This is a genomic window from Leclercia sp. UBA2479 (assembly GCF_002341985.1).
Taxonomy (GTDB): Bacteria; Pseudomonadota; Gammaproteobacteria; order Enterobacterales; family Enterobacteriaceae; genus Enterobacter; species Enterobacter pneumoniae.
On record NZ_DDPB01000013.1, the window covers coordinates 242,822 to 268,638 of the forward strand.

Sequence of the window (25,817 nt, forward strand, 5' to 3'; positions counted from 1 at the left end):
CGCAACGTCCATTTGTTGCATCACGCGAACAGGCTATCTGAGCTTGAGGTTCGCCCTGAGCGAATAGCGACCAATATCAAAAATGCCTAAGGATAAGGCGATGATGAATATGCCCTTTAACGCATAAGCATACACCGCGAAAACCTATCACAGCTCATACAAGCCACCCCTGCAGGTGGCTTCGTCGTTAATGGGCATTCAGAGAAGGATTATTCAGCAAAGCAGCGAGCTGCATGCTCTTCAACAAAGGTCGTAACGGTTTCCGGTGCCTCCAGCGGCGGGAAGTGGTTGACCCCCTTCAGCACCTTTAGCTCTGCCCCACCGCCCAGCAGTTGCTGCAGCGCGGTGGCAAAAGGAAGCGGATTAGGCGCATCGTTTTCACCCTGCAGGATGAGTGCCGGTGCGGTAATAGCGCAATAGCGATCGGCCATTTCATGGTTCAGGAATGCAGCGGCATTCGCCTGCAGCGCATGCGTCGCCCATTTTGCGGCCTCGGCACCCACGCTTTCCGGGACGCCAAAGGGTTGATAAAAGGCCACCGCACCGGAAGGCGTGGCAACCGCTTCGCTAACCCCCTCCACGGACATACCCGCGTCGCGCATCTGCTTGCCGTCTACGTAGCAGGCGGTATAGACCAGTCCGGCCACCCGCTGCGGAGAGTTCGCTGCAAAGGTGGAGATGATATTGCAGCCGATCGAATGAGAAACCAGTACCACAGGCCCGTTGATGCCAGCCGCATCAATCACCGCTTTTAAATCCTCTGCGTGACGCGGAATGCTGTATGCCTCTGCCTGCAGGGGTTTAGCGGAACGGCCATAGCCGCGGCTGTCATAAGAGACCGTGCGGAATGTCCTGGACAACACGTCGGTCTGTGCCTGCCAGATATCGCTGATGCCAAAATAGCCGGAAACAAAAACGATCGGCAGGCCCTGCCCCTTCGCTTCGTAGTAAATTTCGATGCCGTCATCGGTGAGTGCGTATGCCATAGTATTACCTCGGATGTTAACAGTCCGAAAAGTATAAAAAGCGCCCCGCAACGGCGTGAGAGGCCAGGAAGTCAAAATGCGATGATATCGGGCCAACCTCGTTTCCACAGGAGACAGGCCGGTCGCCAACGGGAAAGGGATAATGCTCTGAGCGCAATGGCATCGCTTTTTGACCCTTTTTCATCGAAGAATGACCTGCGCGCGCCTCACCCCTCTTCCGCAGCTTTTTTATACTTCGCTCTCCATGCACAGACCGCATCGCTGCGGTGTACCTGACGGAGTAAAAAATGCAGCTGACTCAAATACGAAACGCCACACTGAAGCTTGACTATGCCGGGGTTCGCTTCCTGATCGACCCGATGCTCGCGGATAAAGAGGCCTGGCCCGGCTTTCCCGGAACGGCGCGTTCTCACCTGCGTAACCCTCTGGTGGCGCTGCCGGTTTCCGTTGACACCTTGCTGGACGTAGATGTGATTATCGTGACGCATACGCATCAGGATCACTGGGACGAAGCGGCTCAGCAGCGCATCCCCAAAGACAAGGTGATTTACACCCAGAATGAAAGTGATGCGTCACTTATCCGCTCTCAGGGCTTTACCGCAGTCAGCGTGCTGGCTGACACCAACGTCATTGCCGGCATTAACGTCGTGAAAACCGATGGACAGCACGGCAGCGATGAAGCCTATGCCATTCCTGAAGTGGCCGAACGCCTGGGCGATGCGTGCGGGCTGGTCTTTTCCACCGAGGGTGAAAAGACGCTCTATATTGCCGGCGACACCATCTGGGTACCGCCGTTCGTGAGCAGCCTGAAGAAATACGCGCCGGACGTCGTCGTCCTCAATATCGGATGTGCGACGGTCGACGGGATTGGCGCCATTATTATGGGTAAAGAGGATGCCCTGCGCACGCTGGAGATTCTGCCGGCAGCGACCCTGGTGGCCTCACATATGGAAGCCGTAAACCATTGCCTGCTCAGCCGCGCTGAGTTGCGTGCATACACCGCAGAAAACGGTCTGCAACAAAAGGTGCGGGTGCCTGAAGACGGCGAGACGCTCAGTCTCTGACGCACAGCCTGTCTGCAGGCGGCTAAAATCTGATTGCCGCCTGCCGGCAAAACGTCGGCTATACCCGATTTAATCAGTAAAAGGTCTCCATTATGTCCGCTCTGCACGTTGCCGTTATTGCCACGCCGGGTTTTAGCCCGTTTCACTTCTCCGTTCCGTCCATGGTCTTTGATAAGGCCATGCCGGAGCCGGGGCTATTCGACGTGACGATCTGTGCTGAGCAGCCTGGCACAGTGGGATCTGATATCGGGATTTCCATTAACGTGGAGCATGGCGCTGAGCAACTCGAGATTGCAGACATTATTATCGTCCCCTTCTGGGAGCATCCCGGGGTGCGTCCCTCCCCTGCCCTGCTTGATGCCCTGCGAGCTGCCTGGCAACGCGGGGCTGAGGTGGTGGGACTCTGCCTTGGGGCTTACGTACTCGCCTATGCCGGACTATTGGATAACCGCCGGGCCTCGACGCACTGGGAGTTTGAGCAGGATTTTGCCGGGCGCTTTCCGCAGGTCAGGCTGGACGGTAATGCGCTCTATACCAGCGATGAGCGCCTGATCACTTCTGCGGGTACGGCCGCAGGCATAGACTGCTGCCTGAATATCGTGCGGGAACATTACGGCTCTGCACTTGCGAACCGCGTGGCCCGGCGAATGGTCATTCCTCCGTACCGTGAAGGGGGACAGGCGCAGTTTATTGAGCACGTGGTGCCGGAGACGACGCGTGACGAGCAGATTAATGACCTTATTAACTACCTGCGCCGCAACCTGGACAAGCGCCACGATATTGACTCTCTGGCCGGTTTTTCCGGCATGAGCCGGCGCACGCTGACGCGCCATTTTGTCAAGGCAACCGGAATGACCGTCAAAGACTGGCTCAGCGCCCAGCGTCTGCAGCGCAGCCAGGAGCTGCTCGAAACCACGGATCACAGCATTGACGTAGTATCGTCCCTGGTGGGATACCAGTCCCCGGTCTCTTTTCGCCAGAGTTTCAAGGCGCGCTTTAATGTCAGCCCCAGCGAATGGCGGCGCACCTTCAGGGGACCGGGCCTGTTTTAAAGAGCGTGCCCACGCAGGATCGTTGGCATTTTCTGAGACAGCCAGCCCGGCTCAACGAATGAGGTCCAGCTACTTAATTCGCTGACCGGTCTCATCAATCACTTTTTCACCATCCTCTTTCGTGAAAGCGCCCTTCTGACCTTCAGGCAGGATCTCCAGCACCACTTCTGAAGGCCGGCAAAGCCTTGTCCCAAGCGGCGTGACCACCACCGGTCGATTGATCAGGATGGGATGCTGAAGCATAAAATCAAGCAGCTGCGCATCAGAAAATATCTCCTCTGCAAGACCCAGTTGCGCATAAGGTTCAACGTTCTGACGCAGCAACGCCCGCACCGGGATCCCCATATCGTTGATCAGCTGCACAAGCTCATCGCGGGTGGGGGGCGTATCGAGATAATAGATAATGTTCGGTTCGTTGCCGCAGTTACGGATCATCTCCAGCGTGTTACGGGAGGTGCCACAGGCCGGGTTGTGATAGATGGTGATGTTGCTCATATCAGTATCTCATTACAAAGTGACAGAGAGCCGCCACGCCAGCGCGGCCAGAGTGACAAAGAGCACGGGCAGGGTCATGATAATGCCGGTGCGGAAGTAATATCCCCAGGTGATGGTCACGTTTTTCTGTGCCAGCACATGCAGCCATAGCAGCGTGGCCAGGCTGCCTATCGGGGTGATTTTCGGGCCTAAATCGCAGCCAATGACGTTGGCGTAAATCATCGCCTCTTTGATGACGCCGGTTGCTGTACTCCCATCAATAGAGAGGGCGCCAATCAGCACCGTCGGCATGTTGTTCATCACCGACGAGAGGAAGGCAGTCAGGAAGCCGGTGCCGAACGTGGCTGCCCATAACCCCATATCCGCCAGCAGATTCAGCACGCCCGAGAGCGACTCCGTGAGTCCGGCATTACGCAGGCCATAAACCACCAGGTACATGCCGAGCGAGAAGATCACGATTTGCCATGGCGCCCCACGCAGCACCTTTCCTGTATTGATGGCATGACCTCGCTTCGCCACCACCAGCAGCACAGCCGCGCCAGCTGCGGCTATTGCGCTGACCGGGATCCCCTGCGGCTCCAGAACAAAGAACCCCATCAACAAGAGCAGCAGCACAACCCAGCCCGCCCTGAAGGTCGCCGGATCCTTTATCGCGCTGGCAGGCGTTTTCAGAAGCGAGACGTCATAGGTCGCCGGGATATCGCGGCGGAAGAAAAGATGCAGCATGACCAGCGTGGCCGCAATGGCCGCCAGGTTTACGGGAACCATGACCGAGGCGTATTGCGTAAAGCCCAGGTTGAAGAAATCCGCCGAGACGATATTCACCAGGTTGGAGACGATCAGCGGCAAACTGGCGGTATCGGCGATAAACCCTGCCGCCATGACAAAGGCCAGCGTCGTCCCCTGGCTGAACCCCAGTGCGAGCAGCATCGCAATCACGATTGGCGTCAGTATCAGCGCTGCGCCGTCGTTGGCAAATAGCGCAGCCACCGCAGCGCCAAGCAAAACTATCCAGGTAAAGAGCAGGCGACCCCGTCCGTTCCCCCAGCGTGAAACATGCAGCGCGGCCCATTCAAAGAAACCGGACTCATCAAGCAGAAGGCTAATGATGATCACCGCAATAAAAGCGGCCGTGGCATTCCAGACGATGTCCCAGACGACGGGAATATCCTCGACATGAATTACCCCCGTAACCAACGCCAGCCCGGCTCCGATGCTTGCGCTCCAGCCGATGCTAAGCCCCCTGGGCTGCCAGATGACCAGAACCAGCGTCAGGATAAAGATACTCCATGCCAGAAACATTTCAGGCTCCTTTATATATGATTATACGTATATGACTACACTACTCAGCAGGAAGTACAGGCGGATTTTTTTAACCATTCACCCACCTCTTCGCGCAGGCACTGCCATGACAGCGTTATTGTTTCACTGGCCCATGCCGGCATGTGGGGAGAAAGACGATAGTGGATCCATTTGCCTTCCCGACGATCGAGCACCAGCCCTGCTTCACGCAGGATAGCCATATGCCGGGAAATTTTGGGCTGTGACTCCGAGGTAGCCGCGCAAATATCGCAGACGCACAGCTCACCCGAATGCCGGAGAAGCATGACAATGGCAAGACGGGTCTCATCCGCCAGGATTTTAAAAAGCTGCACAGGCTGTAGCATTTTTTGCTCCGTTCCCTTTATCTTTCATATATGGTAAATCATATGTGTATTTTTTGAAATCATCATCTCCCGGAGTAAACAATGGAACAGTTTCCTGCCCTGAACGCTGAATGCTTTGACCAAAAGATTGCTGAACGCCTGCAGCTTCAGGAGCCGCCACGTATTCTGATTTTGTACGGCTCGGTAAGGGAGCGTTCGTACAGCCGTTTCGCAGCGGAAGAAGCGGGTCGCCTGCTGACGGCGATGGGCGCAGAGGTGAGACTGTTTAACCCTTCCGGTTTACCCCTGCCGGATGACGCCCCGGATACGCACCCAAAAGTGGCCGAACTGCGCGGGCTGGTCAGATGGTGTGACGGCATGGTGTGGAGTTCCCCGGAGCGGCATGGGGCCATGAGCGCGGTGATGAAAGCCCAGATTGACTGGATACCCTTAAGCGAAGGCGCCCTTCGCCCCTCCCAAGGGAAAACTCTGGCGGTGATGCAGGTCTGCGGCGGCTCGCAATCTTTCAATGCCGTGAACCAGATGCGTATTCTGGGCCGCTGGATGCGGATGTTCACCATTCCCAACCAGTCCTCAGTCGCCAAAGCCTGGCAGGAATTTGATGAAAATGGACGAATACGACCCTCTTCCTGGTACGACCGTATTGTCGATGTGGCCGAAGAGTTATTTAAAATCACGCTGCTGCTGAAGGGCCAAACAGATTATCTCGCCGATCGTTATAGCGAACGAAAAGAGAGCCACCAGGCGCTCTTCGCCCGTGTTAATCAGGAAAAAATATAACGTTCATCTCTTCGATAAAAGAGACCGCGTAGAGTCTGCAACGTCCGCTTCTGGCCGAAGCGGACAACCGTTCTGCATTACGCAAGCTATTGTCTTTTCACCCATAACGTCCGATTTTTAGTCTTTCATTAAACGCATGAACAAACCTCATCAAGGAAAAGGGACTACGCTTTTTTAAGAGCGTTCAATTACCTGACTGGAGGATAGAGATGGAACATGAAACGACTCGTACTGTTACCCGCGGTATCAACCATATCGGATTAACCGTGCCCGATCTGCAACAGGCAACGGAATTTCTGCAGAAGGCGCTGGATGCAAAATATGTTTATGACGGCCTGACGGGCAAGGACACACCGCTGAAAGGGGCTGATGCCGAGAAACAACTGGGCTTAACCTCTGGCTCAATGATGATCAAGCAACGGCTACTGCGCATTGGTAATGGGCCAAACCTGGAACTTTTTGAAATTATCAGTGAAGATCAAACGAAGCCGGTAAGAGTGCAGGATTTTGGCTGGAACCATATTTCTTTATACGTAGACGATATCAATTACGCCATTGAAAGAGTGAAGGCTGCGGGAGGCAAGTTTCTTTCAGAGCCCCACGGAAACTCGCGTCATGAAGACACTGAAAATAATGCCGGCGTATACTTTTATACCCCCTGGGGAAGTCTTGTCGAGTTGCAATCGATACCCAATGGCTATTACTACCCTGACGATAGCGAAGCGAAAATTTGGGTACCGGAACCGTAATCAAAGGGTTAGGTGGCGGGCAACGCGCTCAGCGTAAGCAATTAGCGTAGAGCCGCTCCTTTAAGGATTCTGTGCCGATGCTACGGCGCAGAATAAAGGTTAACGCATGCGCAAGATTGAAGCTGAATGATTTATCCCGTCGCCAGATGCCCCGCTTAATTTCCGTCCCATTCGCAAAGCGCCTCAGAATTTTTTCTGGGGCCAAAAAACGATTTCCGCTTTGTATATCGCCAGAAAGATCCGATCATTGCGGCATCACGAGCTGAAAACAAAGAAAGGAAGCGCTTTATGAAACTGAATTTTTACTGGGCAGTACCGCTGGCCATCCTGTTTATCGGGCCAATATTTTCATTGCCGTTCCCCAGCACCCCAGAACTAACCTCGCCGCGCTTCTTGTTCCTGTATGGCTCTATGCTGCTGGCTGCCTGTGCCCTTATCGTATTTTCACTGAATGGTCGTCTCCCCTTGCCGGTGTGGACAACGAGTCTGGTCATGCTGATCGTTTTAATCGGGTCGCCGACGGTTAAAATGCTATTTGAAAATTAATACCCCCGAGGGTGAAGTTAAGCAGCGCAACGATAATCCTGTGGGTGCGCTGATTGAATTCTAATTCACAAAGAGAACAACAGAATGAAGATGGATGCGTTTGCTTTTGGTACAACGAACTGGGATGACGTCGAAAGAACAGAGCATCCAGGAGAGACTGGCACCGCCTACTGGCGCACCCAGTTCTTTGGTAACGCGCTTAATCAAATCCGTGTGCGGATGGTTGAATATACGCCGGGCTACCTTGCGGACCATTGGTGTAAGAAAGGCCATATCCTGTTCTGCATAGAAGGCGAGTTAGAAACAGTGCTCGATGATGGGCGGAAATTCATCCTGAAGCCAGGCATGAGCTATCAGGTTGGCGATAATGCAGAGCAACATCAGTCGAAAACGAGTACGGGTGCAAAACTGTTTATTGTTGACTGATTCTCTTGCAACCCAGCCCTGTAAACCACGACTTATGGCCCGGAGCGATGGAAGTTCAGCATGACGGTACTGGCGTGGCAGGAATGCGTGAGACGCCAGAGGAAGGGCGAAATCAGCCTGCTGAAAGGCCATGACAATACCAGTAACGAGAAAGATAACTGTAAAAATATTAACAAGTTATGAATTTTGTAATGTAGAGTAAGTTGCTCACATTATATACAGAGCTAATCCTTCTGCCGGGTTAGTATGGCATTCTGGTTATCTGTATAAATGTTTATGAAACTTATAAGTGTTAAATTAGTTATTCTTTTGGTCGTAGCGATTATTTCCGGTTGCAGTGAGAAAAGAGTTCATAATGTAAAAAATAATGACAATAAATCTCTTATCAAATCTAACAGTCATTATTCCCCGGATTTAATTCCTGTCGTGGCTGCGCTGCACGATCAGTTGAACACCTGGCGTACGGCTCCCTATCAGTGGGGTGGGACTGATATTGATGGTGTCGATTGCTCCGGGTTTGTATGGAGAACCCTTAAAGACAGATTCAACCTTCCTATGAAACGTGTTACCACTCATGATCTTATTCATATGGGGGTAAAGGTTGATAAAAAAAATCTTCGTGCGGGAGATCTTGTTTTCTTCAAAATTAAAAATGGCTTCCATGTTGGTTTTTATGATACCAATAATAAGTTTATTCACGCGTCAGTCAGTAAGGGTGTCACCCGTTCGTCTTTAAGGAATGTATACTGGAAGAGAATGTATATTGGCGCTCGTCGATTGCCGAATAACATCAGCGAAGTTATTACGATGAATCATAAATTGCCAAAATATGCACATGACAATCCTCTTTAATCAGGTAATTTTAAGCCCAAACAGCCGATACATGGCGACCTTGCCTGAATCGGTTAGGTTCACTTCACGATATCCCGGTGTACGCGTTATCCACTCTTTTTCAAGAAAAAGCGTAAGCAGTGCCGAGCCAGCATTACCACCGAGGTGGGAACGTCTTTCACTCCAGTCCAGACAGGGGCAACAGTGCTTGCGGCGCGAGCGTGAATTCAGTACGACGCCCATTTTCTCAAAATGTATTTTGCCGGCTGACGTCAGTGCCGAGCCGTCGGCTTCCAGCCATTTTTCCCGCAGCATACACTCATAAATGTTGACAGCAAGCTCGCCTGCCAGATGGTCATAGCAGGTGCGTGCATAACGAAGAGAGTGCGGTGTACTACAGGCAGGAGCCTTACGAGTACGCATGGACGCACCCATCAGGTTTTCCAGCAGTCCGGCGATATGATGTCCCGCAAGGCTGTAATAGCGATGACGCCCCTGCGTCAGGCAAATAACCAGACCGTTGGTAAGAAGCCGGTTTAGGTGCCCGCTGGTTGTCGAGGCTGCTATATCAGCCACTACGCTAAGTTCGGTGGCTGTCCATGCGCGCCCGTCCATCAGGGCGCACAGGATGCTGACCCTGGACGGGTCAGACAACGCAGAAGCCACCATTGCCATGGATGTTTCAAGGACATCATCTGGCTCACTGTCGCGCTTTGTTTTAACGAGGTTCATTCAGAAGGTATTGCCCATTTTTGGGTTACTTCGGCTGCCCTGGCATCATCATCCGTAATGAGGATGAGCCGGTTACTATGGTCACTGTACTGTACCAGAATATTGATCCCGTTCCGGGCAATTTTATTCGCTATTTCTCCCAGCTCTCCGGGCCGTTCCTGAGGTAACTTTCTTACCAGAGGACGACACAGGTTGCGGACTTCAAAACCGGCTTCAGTCAGCACCCTGCGGGCTTTTTCACCGTCTTCAACCAGGAAATGTGCGTGCCCGCCTTCTGCTCCTGTAAATACGCCACCGCCTTCAAGTCCCACTCCGTTTTCGCCCAATACCCTCCCCAGTGAACCAAGGGAACCCGGGCTATTTTTGAGAATAACGTGAATGTCATACATGCTGATTTGTTCCCTTATCTGAAGAGTAATCACGGAGTACGCTGGCTACCCGTATTCTGTAGAATGAAAAAATCGACTGCTTCCCTTCTGTCTGAGCAGCCTGATGCATCACATTTCGCTTCCATCCCGCTACAGATTCCTCATCTTCCCACCACGACAGCGAAAGAATTTTTCCGGGTGTAGTCAGGCTCTGGAAACGCTCAATTGAAATAAAGCCGGGCGTGTCGGATAAGAGAGGCTTCAGCTCTGAAGCGAGCTGAAGATATCTTTCCTGCGCTTCTGGCAGGGCATCTGCCTCAAAAAGTACTGCAATCATGTTTCGCTCCATCGTCAAATTTCGGACAGATTAATGATGACGGAGGCATGTTGCTTCGGTGGGCGCCGAAATATGCCAGTGCGTTAGCGAAGCTTTGATCATGATAAAGCAAAGTACATTGCAAGGCCTGCGCGCCCTGAAAAGGAAACATTCGCGGAATCAGAAGGGGCCACACGATATGGCCTGGATGGCTCTGAAGGTCCGCTCTGAGCAAAAGCGGACGTTAACATTTATCAAAGAACGCAAACGTGCATATCGGCATCGTGGCGACTCAACTTTCTTTATTCTCAGGAACTATGAGAAATCCCAATTAAGAATGATAGCGTTGCAGTGTTTACACGAGAATTTATAAACCCCCTGATCTCCTCCGGGTTGATACCCGCTCATAAAGGTATCCCAGTCATTCCGGCCTTGGTCGTATCTTTCCATCCAGATTTGGATAGTTTTTTCATCTGCTTTAATTATATCCTGAGCAGTAGCATCGCCATGAAATTCACACGCATCATTACAATGCGTAGCCCACTCCTGATCTTGCCAGGTAAAGATGCCCGGTGTGCGGCAAGAAATTTCACTCGAGACGTTCTCATCGACACATTCAGGATCTATTTCATTAAAAAAATCGACTAAGCCGGATTGAACAGCCTCACCAGTTTGAATGCAATCCGGGCACAGGCTGGCATCATTATCCGCCGTGGAATATTGGGGGCCGATATATTTAGCATTGCTAATTTTTTTACAGCAATCACAAGTAAATGACTCATCGGCAAATACTGTCGATAAGTAGTCGTCACTCATATAATTAAATCGGGACATATCTCATCCTTAATTTACCCATGCACTTATTGGCACAATAACACAGGGAAAGCGTTATACCTACGGACACGAAGGTGTCGTATACCCTCTCTGATAAGTGCTATAGGCAAGTCGATTACTGGCGTTTCTGAACGCCCCGCCTATTCAAAATGACCGGTTTCTGGGACAGATACGCAAACAAAGCCTTAACGCAATGATTCACCTTTCAACAGTTGGGGTAAATGAACTTCCGCTTCTGGCGCAAAGCGAGCCAGGTTGTGAGCCAACGTCCGCTGTGAGCAAAAAGCGGATACTGCATTCGCAAGCGATCCCCCACATGCCCCATGCAGACTTATTAGGTCTCATCCTCGTCCCGAAAAAGCGTTTCGGCCATAAAGTCGATGAACACGCGTATTTTGGGTGAGAGAAACTTACTTGAGGGCCATAACAATCTGAACGTACCCTGATGCGCGATATGCTGATCAAGGACGAGCTGAAGTTGGCCTGTCGCCAGAGAGGGCCGAATCATGAAATCCGGCAGGCAGGCTATGCCCAGCCCTGCCAGGGCAACGTCCATCAGTGCGGCCGAGGTGTTGCATATCATCGTTACTGGTGGGCTTACGACCGGGGTATCAGGGGATATTTTCAGCGGCCAGGGTTCAAGCCTGCCCGTACTGGGAAATCTGTGGTGCAGGCAGGCATGGTGGACTAGATCGTTAGGAATTTCGGGTACGCCGGACGCTTCCAGATAGCCCGGTGAAGCAACCAGCTTTAGTTGATAGTTGCCCAGCGTGCGTGACATAAGGCGTGAATCAGCCGGTTCACCGGTACGCATCACTACATCGAATCCCTCTTCAATCACATCTACCATGCGATCCGAAAAATCCACATCCAGCTCGACCTCGGGATAACGATGCATGAAGGCGGTTATGGCAGGCATCACCAGCATACCAACAAGAGGCATACTGATACGCAAGCGCCCACGGGGTTGTAGTCTGGTTTCAGAAAGCTCCAGCTCGGCGGCTTCCACTTCGCTCAGAATGCGGCGGCATCGTTCAAGGAACAGACTGCCCTCAACGGTGAGCCTTATGCTACGCGTGCTGCGGTGAAACAGGCGGACGCCCAGCCGCTCTTCCAGCCGGGAGACGCTTTTGCCTACCGTTGATGAAGAAACGCCAAGGTTACGCCCGGCCCCGGAGAAGCTCAACGCTTCTGCTGCCTGCACGAAAAAAGTGATACCACTCAGTGATTCCATCATTAACAACACTTAAGAATATTTGTCCGATATGTTTTGAACATTAGCATTATTGTCCTGAATAAGTAACACCCGCATTATGGCTGCTACCCACTTCCTCTGGCGGCCCCGGTTAACAAAGACGGGGCTCCGCCGCGCAGCAAGGCACAACTATGACTGATTCAACTCTCACTCAGCGTCAAAATGCTGAACATGATCGGCTCCCCATTGCCGCGCTTTTGGCTCTCGCCCTCGCAGGGTTCATTACCATTGTGACAGAAGCTCTCCCTGCGGGATTGTTGCCGCAGATTAGCGCTGGCATGAATATTTCGGGCGCGCTGGCCGGACAGTTCGTTACGCTTTACGCTGTCGGATCGCTGGTGGCTGCTATCCCTCTAATTACCGCCACGCAGGGCATGCGTCGCCGCCCGTTATTACTGCTCGCGCTGGCAGGATTTGTTGTCGCAAATACCGTCACAGCGTTCTCTGTTAATTATGTCATTACGATGGCGGCGAGGTTCCTGGCCGGCGTTTCAGCCGGGCTCGTTTGGGCATTGCTGGCTGGCTATGCCGCACGTATGGTGCCAGACGAAAAGAAAGGCCGGGCTATTGCCATAGCGATGGTCGGCACTCCACTTGCTCTGTCGCTTGGCGTGCCTGCCGGCACTCTTCTTGGCAGCCTGATCGGGTGGCGCATGTGCTTCGGTATCATGAGCGTGATGGCGGTGGGGTTGATGGTATGGGTGCGTATCCGGGTGCCTGATTTTGCGGGGCTGGCTACGGGTAAACGCCTGCCGCTGAGACAGATTTTGACGCTTGCAGGCGTCCGCCCGGTGTTATTTGTGGTACTGACGTTCGTCCTGGCGCACAACATCTTTTATACCTACATTGCGCCGTTTCTGGCATCCGTTAACATGGCTGAACGAACTGACCTGATATTGCTGGTTTTTGGTGTCGCGTCGTTACTTGGTATTTGGGTTATCGGCGTATTGGTTGACCGATATCTGCGCCTGCTGACGCTGATCAGTACGGTACTGTTCGCCCTGTCTGCGTTTGTACTGGGAGTGATGAATGATATGCCGGCTGCGGTTTATATGGCAGTTGCCGTCTGGGGCTTATCCTTTGGTGGCGCTGCAACCTTATTCCAGACCGCCAATGCCAGGAACGCGGGTGACGCCGCTGACGTGGCACAATCCATGCTGGTCACAGCCTGGAATCTGGCGATTGCCGGCGGCGGTATTGTCGGGGGTATATTGCTTGATTCCTTAGGGTCTACCGCTTTCTCACCTGTGGTCGTTTTACTGCTGCTCTCAGCACTGGCGGTGATCTGGGCTGCCAGGCTGCACGGTTTTCCGACAGAGTCGGTATAAAGGCACGCTCTGCGTCAGAATGGCATTTTCGCTTCCCCTGCTGACCCGCAGGGGGAACTGAAATCGGGTAAAAGCGAGAGACAGACACCTGGCTTGATGGCTTAAGGGGCGCACCACGTCAGAGAATCTATTTATTAGGCTCCTCAACAAAGCGGCGTTGTCACATCCCTCTATTCGTTTTTACTGGTGTCACCCACTCAGGCGGACCGGCTAACCAACTTCAGGTAGGCTTTAACACTTTCACTGGTTTCTTGCTCACGACTGATAAGCACCAGATTAGCGGTTAAATTGGGTTCAATCAGACGACGATAAACCAGGCCCGGAATATGCACCTGCTGCAAAGGCGCTGGAATGAATGCCAGCCCCAAACCGGTAGCAGCCATAGCAAGTATGCTCAGCGTGCTACCCGATCGATAAGCAATGTGACAATCTTCCCCAAGCCGCTGGGTGAGAGTGATAAAAAGATGCTCATGTGCGTCGTGAGCGTCATAAATAATGAGGGGTTGCCCGGCAAGCATGTCTATCGTTAGGCATTCATACTGAGTAAGCGGATGATCCTCAGTAAGTGCAACCCGTATTTCCCAGTCGCCAATACGTCTGACAGCCAGATCTGATGCCGTAATTTTGCTGTGCACGGGCGTATACCCTATGTCCAGTTGCCCGGCTAAAATGGCCTCAACCTGTTCTTGCGGACCGACCTCATGGATCATCAGTTCTGCATCAGGAAAGCATTGATGAAACAGACGTAGATCGGCTATCAGTTTGCCACTGAAGATGGCATTTCCGGCAAATCCCACCCGTACCCGGCCCGTCTCCCCCCGAATCGCGCGTTCCACGGTAAGCCTGGCACGCTCGGTCTGCTCAACTATCCGCTTTGCTTCAGTCTGCATTAACAGCCCTGCTTCCGTAAGCACAACGCGGCGGCTGGTACGGACAAAGAGTGCCCCTCCCAGTTCGGCCTCAAGCGCCTTGATTTGCATACTCAGGGCGGGCTGCACAATGTTAAGCCTCTTCGCGGCACGACCAAAATGGCCCTCTTCCGCGACGGCTAAAAAGTAACGCAGATGACGTAAATCCATTGCTGCACCTATCAATAATTAAAAATGATTGATTAGTAAAATCAATATATTTCATTTTATCTTTTATGTTGGGCAAACTGAATCCTGTCAACGTACCGGAGCAAACGCAATGAACAATCAACTGCAAGACCGTCAACAACTTAACGATTTAGTGAATGGCTGGATTCACAGAGATCTTGGCGAATGGGCACAATTACGAAACCTTTTCCATCCTGATGGCACCATTGAAATCACCTGGTTTGAAGGGCTGGCGAGTGATTTTGTAGAGGGTTCAATGCGGATGGGGGCGTCGGATTTGCGGACTAAGCACCTGATCGCCTCCCCCGCTGTGACATTTAATGACGCAGGTAATAAAGCCATTCTGGAAACCAATGCAATCATAATTGCTGAAAACGTGAAGTTGAATATTGGCTGTGAATGCCACAATCGCTTTTATGATCTGGCAGAAAAAAGAGAGGGGGTCTGGAAACTCTTTCACCGTCAGAGTATTTACGACATCGGCACATTTACCTTCCCGTTAGGTCCTGTCGAAATTGATCGGAATATTGCCCTGAAATATCCACGAGAATATGCAGCGCTGGCCTACTTACTGGAGTGCAGTGGGTTTCCGCTCGGGCGCGTATTTGCCACCCGGGGCAGCGAACTTGAAACAACAATGAAAGCCGAAGGTCAGCGCTGGCTAACAGCCTGATGGAGAAGAGTTCATTCTGTGCCGTAGCGAAATGGATAAAATTTTGCCCAGTTGTAACTTATCCTCGCTAATGTCAATTCTCCGGCGACATCGCCGTAATCATTATTCTGACGTTCTAAGAAAAACTGACGCACCGCAGCAGGTAAATAAGCAGCGTGGTAGCGCAGAATCGTGCTGTGCCAGAACGGAGCGGGTAATGGCGTGTTGCTGTGGCGCATCAGTAACTCCTCTTTCCAGCGAGACGCCAGAATCTCTTCGCATAACGACTGGCGCATCGTTACCGCCGCTTCCTCTGGGATCCCAGCCAGTAACAACTGGCTGGGTAATACGACTAAGCGAAGGTGTCTGATAACAATTTTTTTCGAATCGTATCCCGTCCAGATAGTCGTCAATTGCTGAACTTTGTCAGGCAATGGCTCGTTGACCTGATACAGCGGCAGAGTCAGAGGTAAGAAAGTGAAATGAAAACTCTCTGTCGGCAGAATATCGGCGAGGGGATCGTTACATATAACGGCGTTTAATTCATTAACCAGGCGTGACACAGGTGATGGCATAGCGGGTTTTATGCCCGTTGCCAGAGCAAGTTTTACCGGGTCGTAGTAGCTATCTTCTCTGATCTCCCCGATCCCAGCATTTTTCTTCCATATCGCTAACGTGTTTAAATTTGTTGAACGATAAATGTCTGGCAGACGTAATGATTTCATGAGTGACCCAATGCCGCAGAGATGAACAAGACCATAAGGTGCGATTTCCCCCCGTACGTCAACCCAAAAGATGGTCGTAGTGATCCCTGGCTTAATCGCGTTAGTCTGCCACTACCTAAAAGGCCACAGGGAATAAACGCGGTATGGAAATTATTTTAATGCGTCATGGAAAGCCTGCTTATGAAGGCTCCCCAAAGGTAACGAGTCATGAAATGGCAAACTGGATAACGGAATATGATCTCTCTGACACAGGAGATAATATGCCGCCTGAATCCAGTAAACGCTTAGCCTCCAGCGCATTGCAAATCATAAGTAGCCCGCTTCCCAGAACGCTTTCTTCCCTCAGAGCATTAGGGTGCGAACCGGATGTCGTCGATGAGGCCTTCAGGGAGGCTGACCTGCCGGTATTCGCCATTCCCGGCATCAGATTATCCCCATCCCTCTGGGCTGCTCTCTTCCGCGTCATGTGGATCTGCGGCTTTTCCCGTAAAGTAGAGTCGATGAGAACAGCAAAGCAACGCGCTAAACACGCTGCGAATATTCTCGTCAGGTGCGCAAAAATATCCGACGGGCCTGTGCTGCTCATGGGGCATGGCGTGATGAATCGACTCATTGCAAGAGAACTGAGGTCGTTGGGTTTGAAGGAGCATCGTTGTCAGGGGAACGGTTACTGGAACGCAAGGCGTTACAGATTTCATTAATTGAATCTCTATCTCCCGCAACCGAGAGCAGCAGGAAAATTTGGGTCACTGTTATCAGAATAAAACATAAAAATAATCGCCATCCTTAGTCAGCAAAATAGAGAAGGTGACTGATTTTTCAGTACCGTCTGTATCGACAGTTAATGCGCCTATTATTTTGTTCCTGTGTCAGCATACCTGGTTGCGTTGATGCGAAGCGAATAGGTATGCAAATCCCTGCGTGATATGCCCTGCACAAATGGCGCACCGGCCCTTTTTCAGGCCAGCTCAATCTCCAGCCTGCGTCATTTCCTGCCACCCTCCGACCAGGAATATAGCTTAATCTGCTATTCCTCCTCGCCTGTCCACTATACTGACCATTGCAGTTGTCGATTTTGCAGGATAAGACGCACGATTCAGTCTCTGACATCAACCCTATCCATGACCATCAGGAGAGCAACATGCAAAAGTGTAAGACCTTGAAAGGACTGCTGATTGCATCATCAGTCGCCGCAATGTTCAGCACTGTCGGTGTGCATGCCCAGGCGACGAGCGCCGCGCAGAGTGACGCCTCAGCCCAGACCAGCTCGACCGGATCGATGGCTAAGCTCAGTTCCGGCGATGAAAAAGCGCTGAAGGACATGGCGCAGGCCAATATCAACGAAGTTGCCGCCGCCAAAATCGCGCTGGACAAAGCCCAGAGCAGCGAGGTAAAAGCCTTTGCGCAGAAGATGGTCGATGACCACGGCAATGCCCTGACCAAAGTGCAGACGGTCGCTAAGCAAAAGGACGTAACGCTGCCGACCGAGCCGGACGCTCAGCATAAGGCGATGGCCGACAAGCTGGAAAAAGAGAGCGGTGACGCATTCGATAAGATGTATATGGAAAACGCCGGTACCAAAGACCATAAAATGGTGCTGTCTAAACTGCAGAGCGATGCCAAAAATATCAAGGACCCGGATGTGAAGGCTTTGGCCGACGAGCACACCCCGGTCGTTGAGATGCACCTGAAGGCTGCCGAGCAGATGAAGATGCCGGCCGATAAGTAAGCGGATCGTTTGCCAGGCGCAGGGTGCTGCGCCTGGACTCGTATCCGGCAGCATGGCGCAAACCAGGCGAAGGAGCGCTTCTGGCTACGGCCAGGCCCAGGGGTTATGCTGCCTTTGATACGCCCTGCCCTCCTCTCCCAACGAAGGTATTTCAACGTGTTAGCGCTGTCGGCATGACGCGTTAAACCCGGCACATTCTCAAAAAATCCTCTCCGAAAGCGCGATATCCATCACATTATGCCAGGCTTTATAGGGTTCACCACAACGTGACGACAACGCGGCCCGCTGCACCAGACATAAGGGATGACTCATTTGAAAAATGCTAAATACACGATGCCGTTACGCGAGGAGGGGTTTATTGGCCTGGGAGATTATGCCGCGATCGGCGAAGGCCGATCCGTGGCGCTTATCGCTCCGGATGGCTCAATCGACTGGTGGAGCGCGCCGAATCTCGACTCGCCGCCCCTTTTTGATCGTCTGCTTGACCCGACCATCGGCGGTTTTTTTAGCCTGACGCCCGCGGTTGAGTATACCGTCACCCGCGCTTACCGCGAGGACAGCAACGTGCTGGAGACCCGTTTTGAGACGGAGGATGGCACGGCGTTGTTAACCGAGTCGATTAACAGTACCCTGGCGGGACGCCTGCCCTGGAGTGAACTGGCGCGGCGGCTTGAAGGTGTGCGCGGTACGGTTCCTTTCCGGCTCCAGCTGCGGTTCGGCACTATGATCGAAACGCGATCGCCCTGGCGGTCAGACACCTTCAAGGGCAGCGTTTACCATATCGGCGATCTGATGGCGATGCTACACACCAGTGAAAACGTCGTCATCACCCATGCCGATGACGAGGAGATCGAAGCGGAAATCACCCTGAAAAAGGGAAGCCGCGAGGTGGTCGCCCTGCTCGTGACCCAGAGCGAACCGCTGGCGGTGCCGGATATTCAGGCGATAGATAATCGCATCGAAACCAGCCACACCGCCTGGCAGGACTGGGTGAAGGGGCTGAAATATGATGGCCTGTATAAAGATCACGTTATCCGCTCTGCGCTGGCGCTAAAGTTTCTCTGGTATTCACCAACCGGCGCGCTGGCCGCGGCGGCTACTACCTCCCTGCCGGAAGGGATCGGCGGCGAGAAAAACTATGATTACCGCTTTGCCTGGGTAAGAGATGCCTGTCTGATCATCAAAGCCTTTACCTATCTGGGGACCCTGGAAGAGTGTAAGGCAGCGTTTTCCTGGCTGTCGAAAACCATTATTAAACACGGTCCGGAGATGCGGGCCTGTTATACCCTGGAAGGCGATCTGGTCCCGGAAGAGTGGTATGCCGAACTCCAGGGTTACCAAAATTCGCAGCCGGTACGCATTGGTAATAATGCCCGCAACCAGCGCCAGCTGAGCATGTATGCCGATATGCTTGGGGTGGCAAAGCTGTTTGTGGAAGCAGGCCACATTCTGGATACGGGCACGTCACGCTTTCTCGGGCATCTTGCCAATCAGTGCGCTGACCGCTGGCGCATGAAAGACTCCGGCATCTGGGAGCTACCGGACGAGCATCACTATACCCATTCCAAAATGTCCTGCTGGCTGGCGCTGGACTGCGCCGTGGTGCTGGCGGAGGCTAGCCATATTGAACCCACATGGAAGGCGCGCTGGGAGCGCGAGCGGGATCGGATCCGGGACTGGGTGGAAGAGCACTGCTGGTCCGATGCCCATCAATCCTACTGCTTTTACGTCGGGGATGGCGGCAAGCTGGATGCCTCGCTCGCCCTGGTTTCACGCTACGGTGTGAAGGTCAATCCGAAACGCATGAAGCTGACCTATCAGGCTATCCAGCGCGAGCTGGGTCATAATAGCGCGATGGTCTACCGCTACAGCGGGGTTGAACAGGAGGAGAGCACGTTCATTGCTTGCTCATTCTGGCTGGCAGAGGCCTGGGCCTCGATGGGCGATCCGAAGATTGCGGGGGAGCTCATGGAGGAGATTCTGGAGACGTTGTGCCACCGCGGCAATGTTGAAACGTTCAATGAGATGTTTGATACCCGCACCGGCGAGTGGGTGGGTAATATGCCCCAGGGACTGAGTCATCTTGCGCTTATCTGCGCAGCGCAGGCCATCAGTGAGCATCACGGGCACGAATAAACCTGAAACGCCGGGCAGTTCAACGCCTCTTAGTGCGGCAAGGTGTTGCATTCACCTTGCCGCCCCGCCGTTAGCGGACTAATACAACCTTGCCATCAATCATTGAGAACAGGGGATTCCATGTATAAATCACTTTCCCTTTGGCATCCTGGAACATCAGCGGAGAGTTCTGGAAGAACCCGACGCCAAGCCGGAAAAAACGCCCGTCGCGATAGCGTAGCAGGTGATATTTTTCCCAGTCGATTTCCACGGGTGTGAGTTCTGGCGCAGCAACATAGGCGGGTAAATCATTCGAGACAAATATCATCTCCGGCGTGGTGGCTTCGGCCCTGGCCATTTCCGCTGACGACACTTTTGCGGTACGTTTCAGGCCATCGATATCGCGACGTTTTATCTGTGCCCAAATATCTTCATAGGCCTTACGAATTTTGGGGAGATCGTTCTCCGTGACTGGCGTTGCGTTCACCCATGACCAGACAGGCAGGTGCTGCAGGGAGAGTGCGCCCTGCATTTTATATAACCCGTAATCGCGCTCTAATTTGCTATAGCCCTCGGTGAATTTCTCCCCGCGTGTAGCGTCGACCGAATAAAGAGCGGTGATGGCTTTTTTATCGTTCACCGCCAGGCGATAGTCGGCCAGCCTGACGCTCTCCTTTTCCGTTTCATACGTAATGGTGACCTGGCACGAGGAGTCGGCAAAGAGCGTTTGCGGATCTTCAGCATCCTGCGGCCCCATCAAAAGCTCAATCTGGTTGCTGCCGTTCTCCAGAAAGGCGGTCATATTTAACCCGGCAGAGAGGGTGCCGTCATCATCCGTCGTATTATCAAACGCGGGGAGATCGTTCACGCGCAAGAGGCAGGTGCTTTTGGTCGAGGTGAACGCAAAAAGATATTTTCCTTCTACATTCTGCTGAGCACTGGCTATAAAGGCGGGCAGCAACAGCAATATTGCAAAAAGAGCAGTGCGACGCTTTCCGTTATGTTCGTTTTTTCTTGTTATGTTTTGCATAAACATCCGTTTCACTCTGGTCGCTGAATATCTTTTATAAGCGCAGGCTGGTAGAGAGGATACCTTAACGCAAATATCATGCCGCAATGTATTTAGGTTAGAAAATCCCGAGGAATATCGGGATGATAGAGTAGCAGTTATCCTGTAGTGATAAAAGATAAGGCTTATATTCCGAATGGCACTGAGTCTGCCATCGAGCAGGTTTATGCTTATCCCCCTCCCCTTAAGCGCCTCTTGTTGCCAGAATCAAAACCACCCTGCCACTTCTTACATTCCTGCCAGAAAAAGAGCTCTGCGAAGGTAAATTTTTCGATTGCGTGAGTGCCAATTGCACTATTACGCTCAATGAAGAGTTTCTGGAAGCGATGTGGGTAACGCACGGCATGCTAAAAGAGATGGATTTAAATGAAGCAGCGAAAATCACGTTTCTTCAGAAAGGGCTCCTTCAAAGCTAACCAGTGTCAGTAATTTTACGCTTTGCCGATCATACGGGTGGCAAACCAGACATACGGACTGTCACCAGATTTGTTGACAAAGAGTGTATGTATGTCTGAGATTCATCATCAGTTCCGGAATGAATACCGGGAGGAATGCCGCCACCCTGAATATCCTGATTAATGGCTTTACCTACATTAAGATAGCTATTGGTCGAGTCATCGATCGTTTCGCTTTCAATAGCATTCCAGGAATTACTAATAAAACAGGTGATACTGGCTTTTACATTATTCTTATTTTCATAATAAAGCCCCGTTTCATAATTCAGATCGTTTCTGGTTAAAGGTCCGGATTACCAACCGTATTAAGCAGATCGTTACCAGCTATCCCGCTCACGCCATTGTGAAGCTGGCCAGACGAGGGGGTTTTAAATCCGGTAATCCCCCATCCTTTCAACGTCCAGTCATCAAGCATGTTCCATACCAGATACGCGCGTGGGCTGACATGACCGCCGAAGCTGTTATGTTTTTCGTATCGCGCACCCCATGTCAGAATTTGAGGTGATTCCCTGGTTGCGCAGGAAAAGCGGACCGGAACGCATAATTAAATCGTTATTGCGCGCATCTGAGGGCTGATACAGTAAAGACTGTACCAACCCTTAGCAGATCGCTAAAAGAGGCTGTGCAGGAAATCACATCACTTATTTTTCCAGCGCCGCGCGCAGATTACGCAGAGAGGTGGTAATGATGCTCCACGCATCTTTTGGTTTGTCATGCTCGATGATGAACCACTGAACTCCGCTGCCTTTCGCTGCCGGAAGAATACCAGACCAGTCCAACAGTCCTTCCCCGAGTGGAGCAAAGTTCATTTCGTCATCACGGATGCCAATCGACGCATTATCTTTGGCATGAATGGCATAAATGCGCCCCGGATAGGCCCTGAGAAACCGAACCGGATCCTGACCGCCGCGTGATACCCATGCAGCATCCATCTCCAGCTTCAGATTATCAGGTGAAGAATGCTTCAGGATTATGTCGAGGGCCGTTTCTCCTGCATATTTTTTCATTTCAAAATCATGATTGTGATAAGCAAGCTGCAGACCATCGCGATGCAGTTTAGCTCCCAGCGCGTCCAGACGTTTGGCGAAATCAATCCAGCTCTGAGAACTGTCTGGACGATCTTTCGGTTCGATCCAGGGAACAATTAGAGTGTTGTTACCTACTGATTTGTTAAAAGAGACGGTTTTGGCGTAATCGTTTTCGAGTGCTGAAAGCTGCACATGAGCTGACGTAACAGTAAGGTCATTTTTTTTCAGCAGAGAAGCTAACTGTTTTGCACTGAGATCATGTGTTCCAACGATTTCAATGTGCTTAAACCCGGCTTCATGCGCCATGGCAAACTGTTTCTCTGCCGAGCCGACATTACGTAAGGTATACATTTGCAGTGCGACTTCATCATTAACTGAGGCCGCTGAGGCTGAAAATGAGATGAGCGCAGCCGACGCCAGCAGACAGGTACTTATTACTAGACGGTAAATCATAATCTCTCCAGATCAAAAGTAATCGATTACAAAATATAATAAAAAAATGTCGATTACTTCAGGCACGAGCAATCTGAAGAGAAAAATGTGATATAAATCATAGCAATCGTGAAATTATGGTTACAAGTTCTACCTCAAAGCCTCCTACAAAGCCGATCAAAGGCGTTGCCAGGACATCCCACTCCTCTTTTGAATTTTCATTTCAACCTGGCTCAGAAAAATGCTACGTCGGATCTGTACTGACGACTATCAGGAAAGGCTAAGGAGTTTCCGCAGGGAGAGTTTCAATTCACAAAGCGCCAGAGTCATGACGGTTCACTATGAGTTCATAGTTCCTTATCAGAGCATTTCAGACTTCACTGAAATAGCAAGATGCGACAGTTATTTGCAGAACTCTACCACCTTCATTTTCAGTTCTATGCCTAATTCATTTAAGCAATCAGTAACATGGTTCAGAAAAGCGTTTGCAAGAGTTGGCGGTTCATATTTAAAAAAGATCTCGATAACTTTTTTTGTCGTTGGAGTGGCAGGTGGAAAACATTGATAGATTTCTCCCGACTCGATAAAACGGAGGTAGGTATTAATTTTTTCCTGAAGCAAATACAGGTGCTCATCCAACGAGGCATCCCACTCAAGATGATCAGAAATCCCCAGATTTACTTCATGCGGAGTTTCTATCGGTATACCAATGCAGTCGATCGTATTGAGGTCTTCTACTGACATAATGTATCTGCTTATCCGGCATACAATGATGAATTATCACCGTAAATTAACATAGACCCTACGTATGAATCATTGCCCCTGCTTAACCTGGCAAGAGTAAATTGAATTCAGGATGGCCCCAGGTACCAGTCAGCCATTCATCCCTAACCCCAAACACATACCGTTTTTCGTGGTGCCTGGCGCTTACGCCAAAAAAAACGGCACCACACTTAGGCATGGCGCCGCTCTCAGTTTAACACTCCAGCTTACACATCCGGGAACATCACACTGTTCCCCGGCGCTTCCCTGTGCAGGTGGATAAAGTTCAGGTGCCGTTCATACTGGTCCAGAATATCCGTAATGACCTGCTCCTTGCTGTAATCCATCAGGTCATTGCCCTGGCTTCCCTCCAGCAGGAACGTCTCAAGCCGGTAGTAGGTTGATTTCCCGCTGCGGGCCCGATAGGTAAAGCCGGGCACGGAATATTGCTGCGGCCAGATCTGGTAAACAAAGTTCTGCTCGTCGCCCATATCCACCAGTAGATCCAGGTGCCCCAGGGTTTCGCCCTCCTCCGGCGGCAGGCTTTTCAGCTCGACGCGCGCGCCGCGCAGCTTCAGCTCCTGAGCCACCTCTTCCATTGCCGGGAAGCAGACCGTCTCCATCATCTGTTTGGTGTAACGCGTGCCCGGGTAGTTCATCAGGCGCGACAGACGTTTCTTCCAGCTCAGGCGGTCCTGCGAGCCCATCGGGCGCGGGGCGGTGTCGCGATTGGCACTTTCGCGGCGGTAGTCTTCCACCTTCAGCGATTTGTACAGCCCGGCCATCACGAAGAAGATCACAAAACTGAACGGCAGCCCCATGATCACCGTGGTGTTCTGCAGAGCGGAAATGCCGTTGGTCATCAGCATGCCGAGCGTCAGCAGGCCAATGGCGACCGACCAGAAGATGCGGATCCAGTTTGGCGCGTCGCTGTTGATGTCCTTCAGCTTCGAGGTGAAGTTCCCCAGCACCAGCGCGCCGGAATCCGCCGAGGTGACGTAGAACAGCAGGCCGGTAATGGTCGCCACGGAGGCGCTAAAGGTGAACGCCGGATACTGCGCCAGCAGGCTGTAGAAACCGCGCTCCGGGTGCGCCATCGCCTCCTGAGCAAAGGTCGCATTGCCATGGATAATCTCGTGCAGGGCGCTATTGCCGAACACCGAGAGCCACAGCAGGGTAAAGGTGAACGGGATAATCAGCGTTCCCAGCACGAACTGGCGAATGGTGCGTCCGCGCGAAATACGCGCCAGGAACAGGCCAACAAACGGCGACCAGGCCACCCACCACGCCCAGAAGAAGAGCGTCCAGCTGTTCATCCACTCCACCGGGCGGTCAAAGGCAAAGCTGTTCAGCGTCATGCCCATAAAGCGGTTCACGTAGTCGCCAACGTTCAGCACCAGCGCGTTAAGCAGGAACGAGGTGTCGCCCATAAACAGCACGAACAGAATCAGCCCCAACGCCAGCGCGACGTTCAGCTCGGAGAGCACGCGGATCCCTTTATCCACGCCGGAGGTGACCGAAATGGTGGCGATAATCACCGACAGCGCAATCAGCGCCGCCTTGGCCGCCATCGAATCCGGGATATCAAACAGCACGCTCAGCCCGTAGTTAAGCTGCACCACACCGATACCCAGCGTGGTGGCGATGCCGAAGATGGTACCGATCACCGCCGCAATATCTACGCTGTGCCCAATGGGCCCGTTGATTTTTTTACCGAAAATCGGATAGAGCGCAGAGCGGATAGTCAGGGGCAAATTATAACGATAGCTGAAGTATCCGAGCGCCATCCCCATCAGGGCGTACATCGACCAGCCGGTCAGGCCGTAGTGGAACAGCGTCCAGACCATCGCCTGGCGCGCAGCCTCCATGGTCTGCCCCGCCCCTTCCGGCGGCTGCATATACTGCGTGACCGGCTCGGCTACGGAGAAGAACATCAAATCGATGCCGATGCCTGCGGCAAAGAGCATCGCGGCCCAGCTCAGCAGGCTGAACTCGGGCTTTGACTGCTCCGGCCCGAGCTTCACCGAACCGAAGCGCGAGCAGGCAATGCACACCACGAAGACGATATAGAGCGTCGCCGCCAGCAGATAGTACCAGCCAAAGGTTTTCGACACCCAGTTGAGGGTGCGCCCAATCCACTCGGCAGAAAAATCACGAAAGAAGATCGTCGTCAGGGAAAACAACAAAATCAGCCCGGCGGAAGTATAAAAAACGACCGGGTTGATTTTGTCTTTTTCTCTGTCTTGTGAAAGGTCTGTCATCCAGTATCCCCACTGTTTTTGTAACTATTGAAATCCAAATCCGCAACAATTAAGACACATTTT

The 25,817-nt window shown here is 52.1% G+C and carries 28 protein-coding genes; 12 read left to right on the forward strand and 16 right to left on the reverse strand.

Annotated elements, in window-relative coordinates:
- Positions 1-209: 209 nt before the first annotated feature.
- Positions 210-986 (reverse strand): alpha/beta fold hydrolase, encoded by a 777-nt coding sequence (locus B3B59_RS19015; RefSeq protein ID WP_207293172.1) that lies wholly within the window; start codon positions 984-986, stop codon positions 210-212.
- A gap of 287 nt (positions 987-1,273) precedes the next feature.
- Between B3B59_RS19015 and B3B59_RS19020 the strand changes: the two genes are divergently transcribed.
- Together B3B59_RS19020 and B3B59_RS19025 are read left to right on the forward strand one after the other, a co-directional pair.
- Complete coding sequence (locus B3B59_RS19020) at positions 1,274-2,050, forward strand: MBL fold metallo-hydrolase (protein ID WP_286809736.1); 777 nt, start codon at positions 1,274-1,276, stop codon at positions 2,048-2,050.
- A 92-nt stretch (positions 2,051-2,142) separates the two neighbouring features.
- Positions 2,143-3,102: a GlxA family transcriptional regulator gene (locus tag B3B59_RS19025; protein WP_046884350.1), complete on the forward strand. Its 960-nt coding sequence runs from the start codon at positions 2,143-2,145 to the stop codon at positions 3,100-3,102.
- Positions 3,103-3,171: 69 nt separating this feature from the next.
- Here B3B59_RS19025 and arsC read toward each other — a convergent pair whose 3' ends face one another.
- From arsC to B3B59_RS19040, 3 genes are read right to left on the reverse strand one after another with little or no spacing between them, the layout of a single operon-like run.
- Positions 3,172-3,597, reverse strand: coding sequence for a glutaredoxin-dependent arsenate reductase (gene arsC, locus B3B59_RS19030; RefSeq protein WP_286809737.1), 426 nt, complete (start codon positions 3,595-3,597; stop codon positions 3,172-3,174).
- A 12-nt stretch (positions 3,598-3,609) separates the two neighbouring features.
- Positions 3,610-4,899, reverse strand: a complete 1,290-nt coding sequence (locus B3B59_RS19035) for an arsenic transporter (RefSeq protein ID WP_286809738.1) — start codon at positions 4,897-4,899, stop codon at positions 3,610-3,612.
- A gap of 44 nt (positions 4,900-4,943) precedes the next feature.
- On the reverse strand, positions 4,944-5,264 hold the full coding sequence (locus B3B59_RS19040; protein WP_046884353.1) for a metalloregulator ArsR/SmtB family transcription factor: 321 nt from the start codon (positions 5,262-5,264) through the stop codon (positions 4,944-4,946).
- An 81-nt stretch (positions 5,265-5,345) separates the two neighbouring features.
- Here B3B59_RS19040 and arsH point away from each other — a divergent pair, with 81 nt between their 5' ends.
- From arsH to B3B59_RS19065, 5 genes are all read left to right on the forward strand, one after another.
- The gene (gene arsH / locus B3B59_RS19045) at positions 5,346-6,044 is read left to right on the forward strand and encodes an arsenical resistance protein ArsH (protein WP_286809739.1); all 699 of its coding nucleotides are present in this window, start codon (positions 5,346-5,348) and stop codon (positions 6,042-6,044) included.
- A 209-nt stretch (positions 6,045-6,253) separates the two neighbouring features.
- Complete coding sequence (locus B3B59_RS19050) at positions 6,254-6,793, forward strand: VOC family protein (RefSeq protein WP_286809740.1); 540 nt, start codon at positions 6,254-6,256, stop codon at positions 6,791-6,793.
- Between the two features lie 288 nt (positions 6,794-7,081).
- Positions 7,082-7,339 (forward strand): hypothetical protein, encoded by a 258-nt coding sequence (locus B3B59_RS19055; RefSeq protein WP_233801113.1) that lies wholly within the window; start codon positions 7,082-7,084, stop codon positions 7,337-7,339.
- 84 nt (positions 7,340-7,423) lie between these two features.
- Positions 7,424-7,765, forward strand: coding sequence for a DHCW motif cupin fold protein (locus B3B59_RS19060; protein WP_233801111.1), 342 nt, complete (start codon positions 7,424-7,426; stop codon positions 7,763-7,765).
- A 276-nt stretch (positions 7,766-8,041) separates the two neighbouring features.
- The gene (locus B3B59_RS19065; protein WP_286809866.1) at positions 8,042-8,617 is read left to right on the forward strand and encodes a C40 family peptidase; all 576 of its coding nucleotides are present in this window, start codon (positions 8,042-8,044) and stop codon (positions 8,615-8,617) included.
- On the opposite strand, the gene B3B59_RS19070 is transcribed toward B3B59_RS19065, so the two are convergent.
- From B3B59_RS19070 to B3B59_RS19090, 5 genes are all read right to left on the reverse strand, one after another.
- Positions 8,618-9,328, reverse strand: a complete 711-nt coding sequence (locus B3B59_RS19070) for an ArsR/SmtB family transcription factor (protein ID WP_286809742.1) — start codon at positions 9,326-9,328, stop codon at positions 8,618-8,620. It lies immediately after the preceding gene.
- Entirely contained in the window at positions 9,325-9,717 is a 393-nt protein-coding gene (locus B3B59_RS19075; protein ID WP_046884364.1) for an amino acid-binding protein, read from the reverse strand. Before B3B59_RS19075 ends, B3B59_RS19070 begins: the two co-directional genes overlap by 4 nt.
- Entirely contained in the window at positions 9,710-10,033 is a 324-nt protein-coding gene (locus tag B3B59_RS19080; protein ID WP_046884365.1) for an antibiotic biosynthesis monooxygenase family protein, read from the reverse strand. The genes B3B59_RS19075 and B3B59_RS19080 overlap by 8 nt, the downstream gene beginning before the upstream one ends.
- A gap of 294 nt (positions 10,034-10,327) precedes the next feature.
- On the reverse strand, positions 10,328-10,846 hold the full coding sequence (locus B3B59_RS19085; protein WP_286809743.1) for a CbrC family protein: 519 nt from the start codon (positions 10,844-10,846) through the stop codon (positions 10,328-10,330).
- A 334-nt stretch (positions 10,847-11,180) separates the two neighbouring features.
- The gene (locus tag B3B59_RS19090) at positions 11,181-12,080 is read right to left on the reverse strand and encodes a LysR substrate-binding domain-containing protein (protein WP_286809867.1); all 900 of its coding nucleotides are present in this window, start codon (positions 12,078-12,080) and stop codon (positions 11,181-11,183) included.
- 152 nt (positions 12,081-12,232) lie between these two features.
- Between B3B59_RS19090 and B3B59_RS19095 the strand changes: the two genes are divergently transcribed.
- Positions 12,233-13,429 (forward strand): MFS transporter, encoded by a 1,197-nt coding sequence (locus B3B59_RS19095; protein ID WP_286809744.1) that lies wholly within the window; start codon positions 12,233-12,235, stop codon positions 13,427-13,429.
- A 197-nt stretch (positions 13,430-13,626) separates the two neighbouring features.
- Here the strand turns inward: B3B59_RS19095 and B3B59_RS19100 are convergent, their stop codons facing one another.
- Positions 13,627-14,508 (reverse strand): LysR substrate-binding domain-containing protein, encoded by an 882-nt coding sequence (locus tag B3B59_RS19100; RefSeq protein ID WP_286809745.1) that lies wholly within the window; start codon positions 14,506-14,508, stop codon positions 13,627-13,629.
- Between the two features lie 109 nt (positions 14,509-14,617).
- Here B3B59_RS19100 and B3B59_RS19105 point away from each other — a divergent pair, with 109 nt between their 5' ends.
- Positions 14,618-15,199 (forward strand): nuclear transport factor 2 family protein, encoded by a 582-nt coding sequence (locus B3B59_RS19105; protein ID WP_286809747.1) that lies wholly within the window; start codon positions 14,618-14,620, stop codon positions 15,197-15,199.
- An 11-nt stretch (positions 15,200-15,210) separates the two neighbouring features.
- Here the strand turns inward: B3B59_RS19105 and B3B59_RS19110 are convergent, their stop codons facing one another.
- A complete protein-coding gene (locus tag B3B59_RS19110) occupies positions 15,211-15,903 on the reverse strand; it encodes a hypothetical protein (protein ID WP_286809748.1) in 693 nt (230 codons plus the stop codon).
- A gap of 143 nt (positions 15,904-16,046) precedes the next feature.
- Here B3B59_RS19110 and B3B59_RS19115 point away from each other — a divergent pair, with 143 nt between their 5' ends.
- From B3B59_RS19115 to B3B59_RS19125, 3 genes are all read left to right on the forward strand, one after another.
- Positions 16,047-16,604 carry a histidine phosphatase family protein gene (locus B3B59_RS19115; RefSeq protein ID WP_286809749.1) on the forward strand — a complete coding sequence of 186 codons (558 nt, stop codon included), beginning with the start codon at positions 16,047-16,049 and terminating at the stop codon, positions 16,602-16,604.
- 440 nt (positions 16,605-17,044) lie between these two features.
- Entirely contained in the window at positions 17,045-17,632 is a 588-nt protein-coding gene (locus B3B59_RS19120) for a DUF4142 domain-containing protein (RefSeq protein WP_040076684.1), read from the forward strand.
- A 303-nt stretch (positions 17,633-17,935) separates the two neighbouring features.
- On the forward strand, positions 17,936-19,768 hold the full coding sequence (locus B3B59_RS19125) for a glycoside hydrolase family 15 protein (protein ID WP_233801093.1): 1,833 nt from the start codon (positions 17,936-17,938) through the stop codon (positions 19,766-19,768).
- 70 nt (positions 19,769-19,838) lie between these two features.
- Here B3B59_RS19125 and B3B59_RS19130 read toward each other — a convergent pair whose 3' ends face one another.
- From B3B59_RS19130 to betT, 5 genes are all read right to left on the reverse strand, one after another.
- The gene (locus B3B59_RS19130; protein WP_286809750.1) at positions 19,839-20,777 is read right to left on the reverse strand and encodes an IdsF; all 939 of its coding nucleotides are present in this window, start codon (positions 20,775-20,777) and stop codon (positions 19,839-19,841) included.
- Positions 20,778-21,551: 774 nt separating this feature from the next.
- Positions 21,552-21,767 carry a TonB-dependent receptor domain-containing protein gene (locus B3B59_RS19135; RefSeq protein WP_349676966.1) on the reverse strand — a complete coding sequence of 72 codons (216 nt, stop codon included), beginning with the start codon at positions 21,765-21,767 and terminating at the stop codon, positions 21,552-21,554.
- Between the two features lie 145 nt (positions 21,768-21,912).
- On the reverse strand, positions 21,913-22,752 hold the full coding sequence (locus tag B3B59_RS19140) for a sugar phosphate isomerase/epimerase family protein (protein WP_052953253.1): 840 nt from the start codon (positions 22,750-22,752) through the stop codon (positions 21,913-21,915).
- Positions 22,753-23,133: 381 nt separating this feature from the next.
- Positions 23,134-23,475, reverse strand: coding sequence for a DUF6572 domain-containing protein (locus tag B3B59_RS19145; protein ID WP_046884373.1), 342 nt, complete (start codon positions 23,473-23,475; stop codon positions 23,134-23,136).
- A gap of 245 nt (positions 23,476-23,720) precedes the next feature.
- On the reverse strand, positions 23,721-25,754 hold the full coding sequence (betT, locus tag B3B59_RS19150) for a choline BCCT transporter BetT (RefSeq protein ID WP_046884374.1): 2,034 nt from the start codon (positions 25,752-25,754) through the stop codon (positions 23,721-23,723).
- Positions 25,755-25,817 lie beyond the last annotated feature (63 nt).

Excerpts from the sequence above, each read along its gene's own strand:
- B3B59_RS19015 (WP_207293172.1), bottom strand. The coding sequence starts at position 986 with ATGGCATACGCACTCACCGATGACGGCATCGAAATTTACTACGAAGCG.
- B3B59_RS19020 (WP_286809736.1), top strand. The coding sequence starts at position 1,274 with ATGCAGCTGACTCAAATACGAAACGCCACACTGAAGCTTGACTATGCC.
- B3B59_RS19025 (WP_046884350.1), top strand. The coding sequence starts at position 2,143 with ATGTCCGCTCTGCACGTTGCCGTTATTGCCACGCCGGGTTTTAGCCCG.
- arsC (WP_286809737.1), bottom strand. The coding sequence starts at position 3,597 with ATGAGCAACATCACCATCTATCACAACCCGGCCTGTGGCACCTCCCGT.
- B3B59_RS19035 (WP_286809738.1), bottom strand. The coding sequence starts at position 4,899 with ATGTTTCTGGCATGGAGTATCTTTATCCTGACGCTGGTTCTGGTCATC.
- B3B59_RS19040 (WP_046884353.1), bottom strand. The coding sequence starts at position 5,264 with ATGCTACAGCCTGTGCAGCTTTTTAAAATCCTGGCGGATGAGACCCGT.
- arsH (WP_286809739.1), top strand. The coding sequence starts at position 5,346 with ATGGAACAGTTTCCTGCCCTGAACGCTGAATGCTTTGACCAAAAGATT.
- B3B59_RS19050 (WP_286809740.1), top strand. The coding sequence starts at position 6,254 with ATGGAACATGAAACGACTCGTACTGTTACCCGCGGTATCAACCATATC.
- B3B59_RS19055 (WP_233801113.1), top strand. The coding sequence starts at position 7,082 with ATGAAACTGAATTTTTACTGGGCAGTACCGCTGGCCATCCTGTTTATC.
- B3B59_RS19060 (WP_233801111.1), top strand. The coding sequence starts at position 7,424 with ATGAAGATGGATGCGTTTGCTTTTGGTACAACGAACTGGGATGACGTC.
- B3B59_RS19065 (WP_286809866.1), top strand. The coding sequence starts at position 8,042 with ATGAAACTTATAAGTGTTAAATTAGTTATTCTTTTGGTCGTAGCGATT.
- B3B59_RS19070 (WP_286809742.1), bottom strand. The coding sequence starts at position 9,328 with ATGAACCTCGTTAAAACAAAGCGCGACAGTGAGCCAGATGATGTCCTT.
- B3B59_RS19075 (WP_046884364.1), bottom strand. The coding sequence starts at position 9,717 with ATGTATGACATTCACGTTATTCTCAAAAATAGCCCGGGTTCCCTTGGT.
- B3B59_RS19080 (WP_046884365.1), bottom strand. The coding sequence starts at position 10,033 with ATGATTGCAGTACTTTTTGAGGCAGATGCCCTGCCAGAAGCGCAGGAA.
- B3B59_RS19085 (WP_286809743.1), bottom strand. The coding sequence starts at position 10,846 with ATGTCCCGATTTAATTATATGAGTGACGACTACTTATCGACAGTATTT.
- B3B59_RS19090 (WP_286809867.1), bottom strand. The coding sequence starts at position 12,080 with ATGGAATCACTGAGTGGTATCACTTTTTTCGTGCAGGCAGCAGAAGCG.
- B3B59_RS19095 (WP_286809744.1), top strand. The coding sequence starts at position 12,233 with ATGACTGATTCAACTCTCACTCAGCGTCAAAATGCTGAACATGATCGG.
- B3B59_RS19100 (WP_286809745.1), bottom strand. The coding sequence starts at position 14,508 with ATGGATTTACGTCATCTGCGTTACTTTTTAGCCGTCGCGGAAGAGGGC.
- B3B59_RS19105 (WP_286809747.1), top strand. The coding sequence starts at position 14,618 with ATGAACAATCAACTGCAAGACCGTCAACAACTTAACGATTTAGTGAAT.
- B3B59_RS19110 (WP_286809748.1), bottom strand. The coding sequence starts at position 15,903 with ATGAAATCATTACGTCTGCCAGACATTTATCGTTCAACAAATTTAAAC.
- B3B59_RS19115 (WP_286809749.1), top strand. The coding sequence starts at position 16,047 with ATGGAAATTATTTTAATGCGTCATGGAAAGCCTGCTTATGAAGGCTCC.
- B3B59_RS19120 (WP_040076684.1), top strand. The coding sequence starts at position 17,045 with ATGCAAAAGTGTAAGACCTTGAAAGGACTGCTGATTGCATCATCAGTC.
- B3B59_RS19125 (WP_233801093.1), top strand. The coding sequence starts at position 17,936 with ATGACTCATTTGAAAAATGCTAAATACACGATGCCGTTACGCGAGGAG.
- B3B59_RS19130 (WP_286809750.1), bottom strand. The coding sequence starts at position 20,777 with ATGCAAAACATAACAAGAAAAAACGAACATAACGGAAAGCGTCGCACT.
- B3B59_RS19140 (WP_052953253.1), bottom strand. The coding sequence starts at position 22,752 with ATGATTTACCGTCTAGTAATAAGTACCTGTCTGCTGGCGTCGGCTGCG.
- B3B59_RS19145 (WP_046884373.1), bottom strand. The coding sequence starts at position 23,475 with ATGTCAGTAGAAGACCTCAATACGATCGACTGCATTGGTATACCGATA.
- betT (WP_046884374.1), bottom strand. The coding sequence starts at position 25,754 with ATGACAGACCTTTCACAAGACAGAGAAAAAGACAAAATCAACCCGGTC.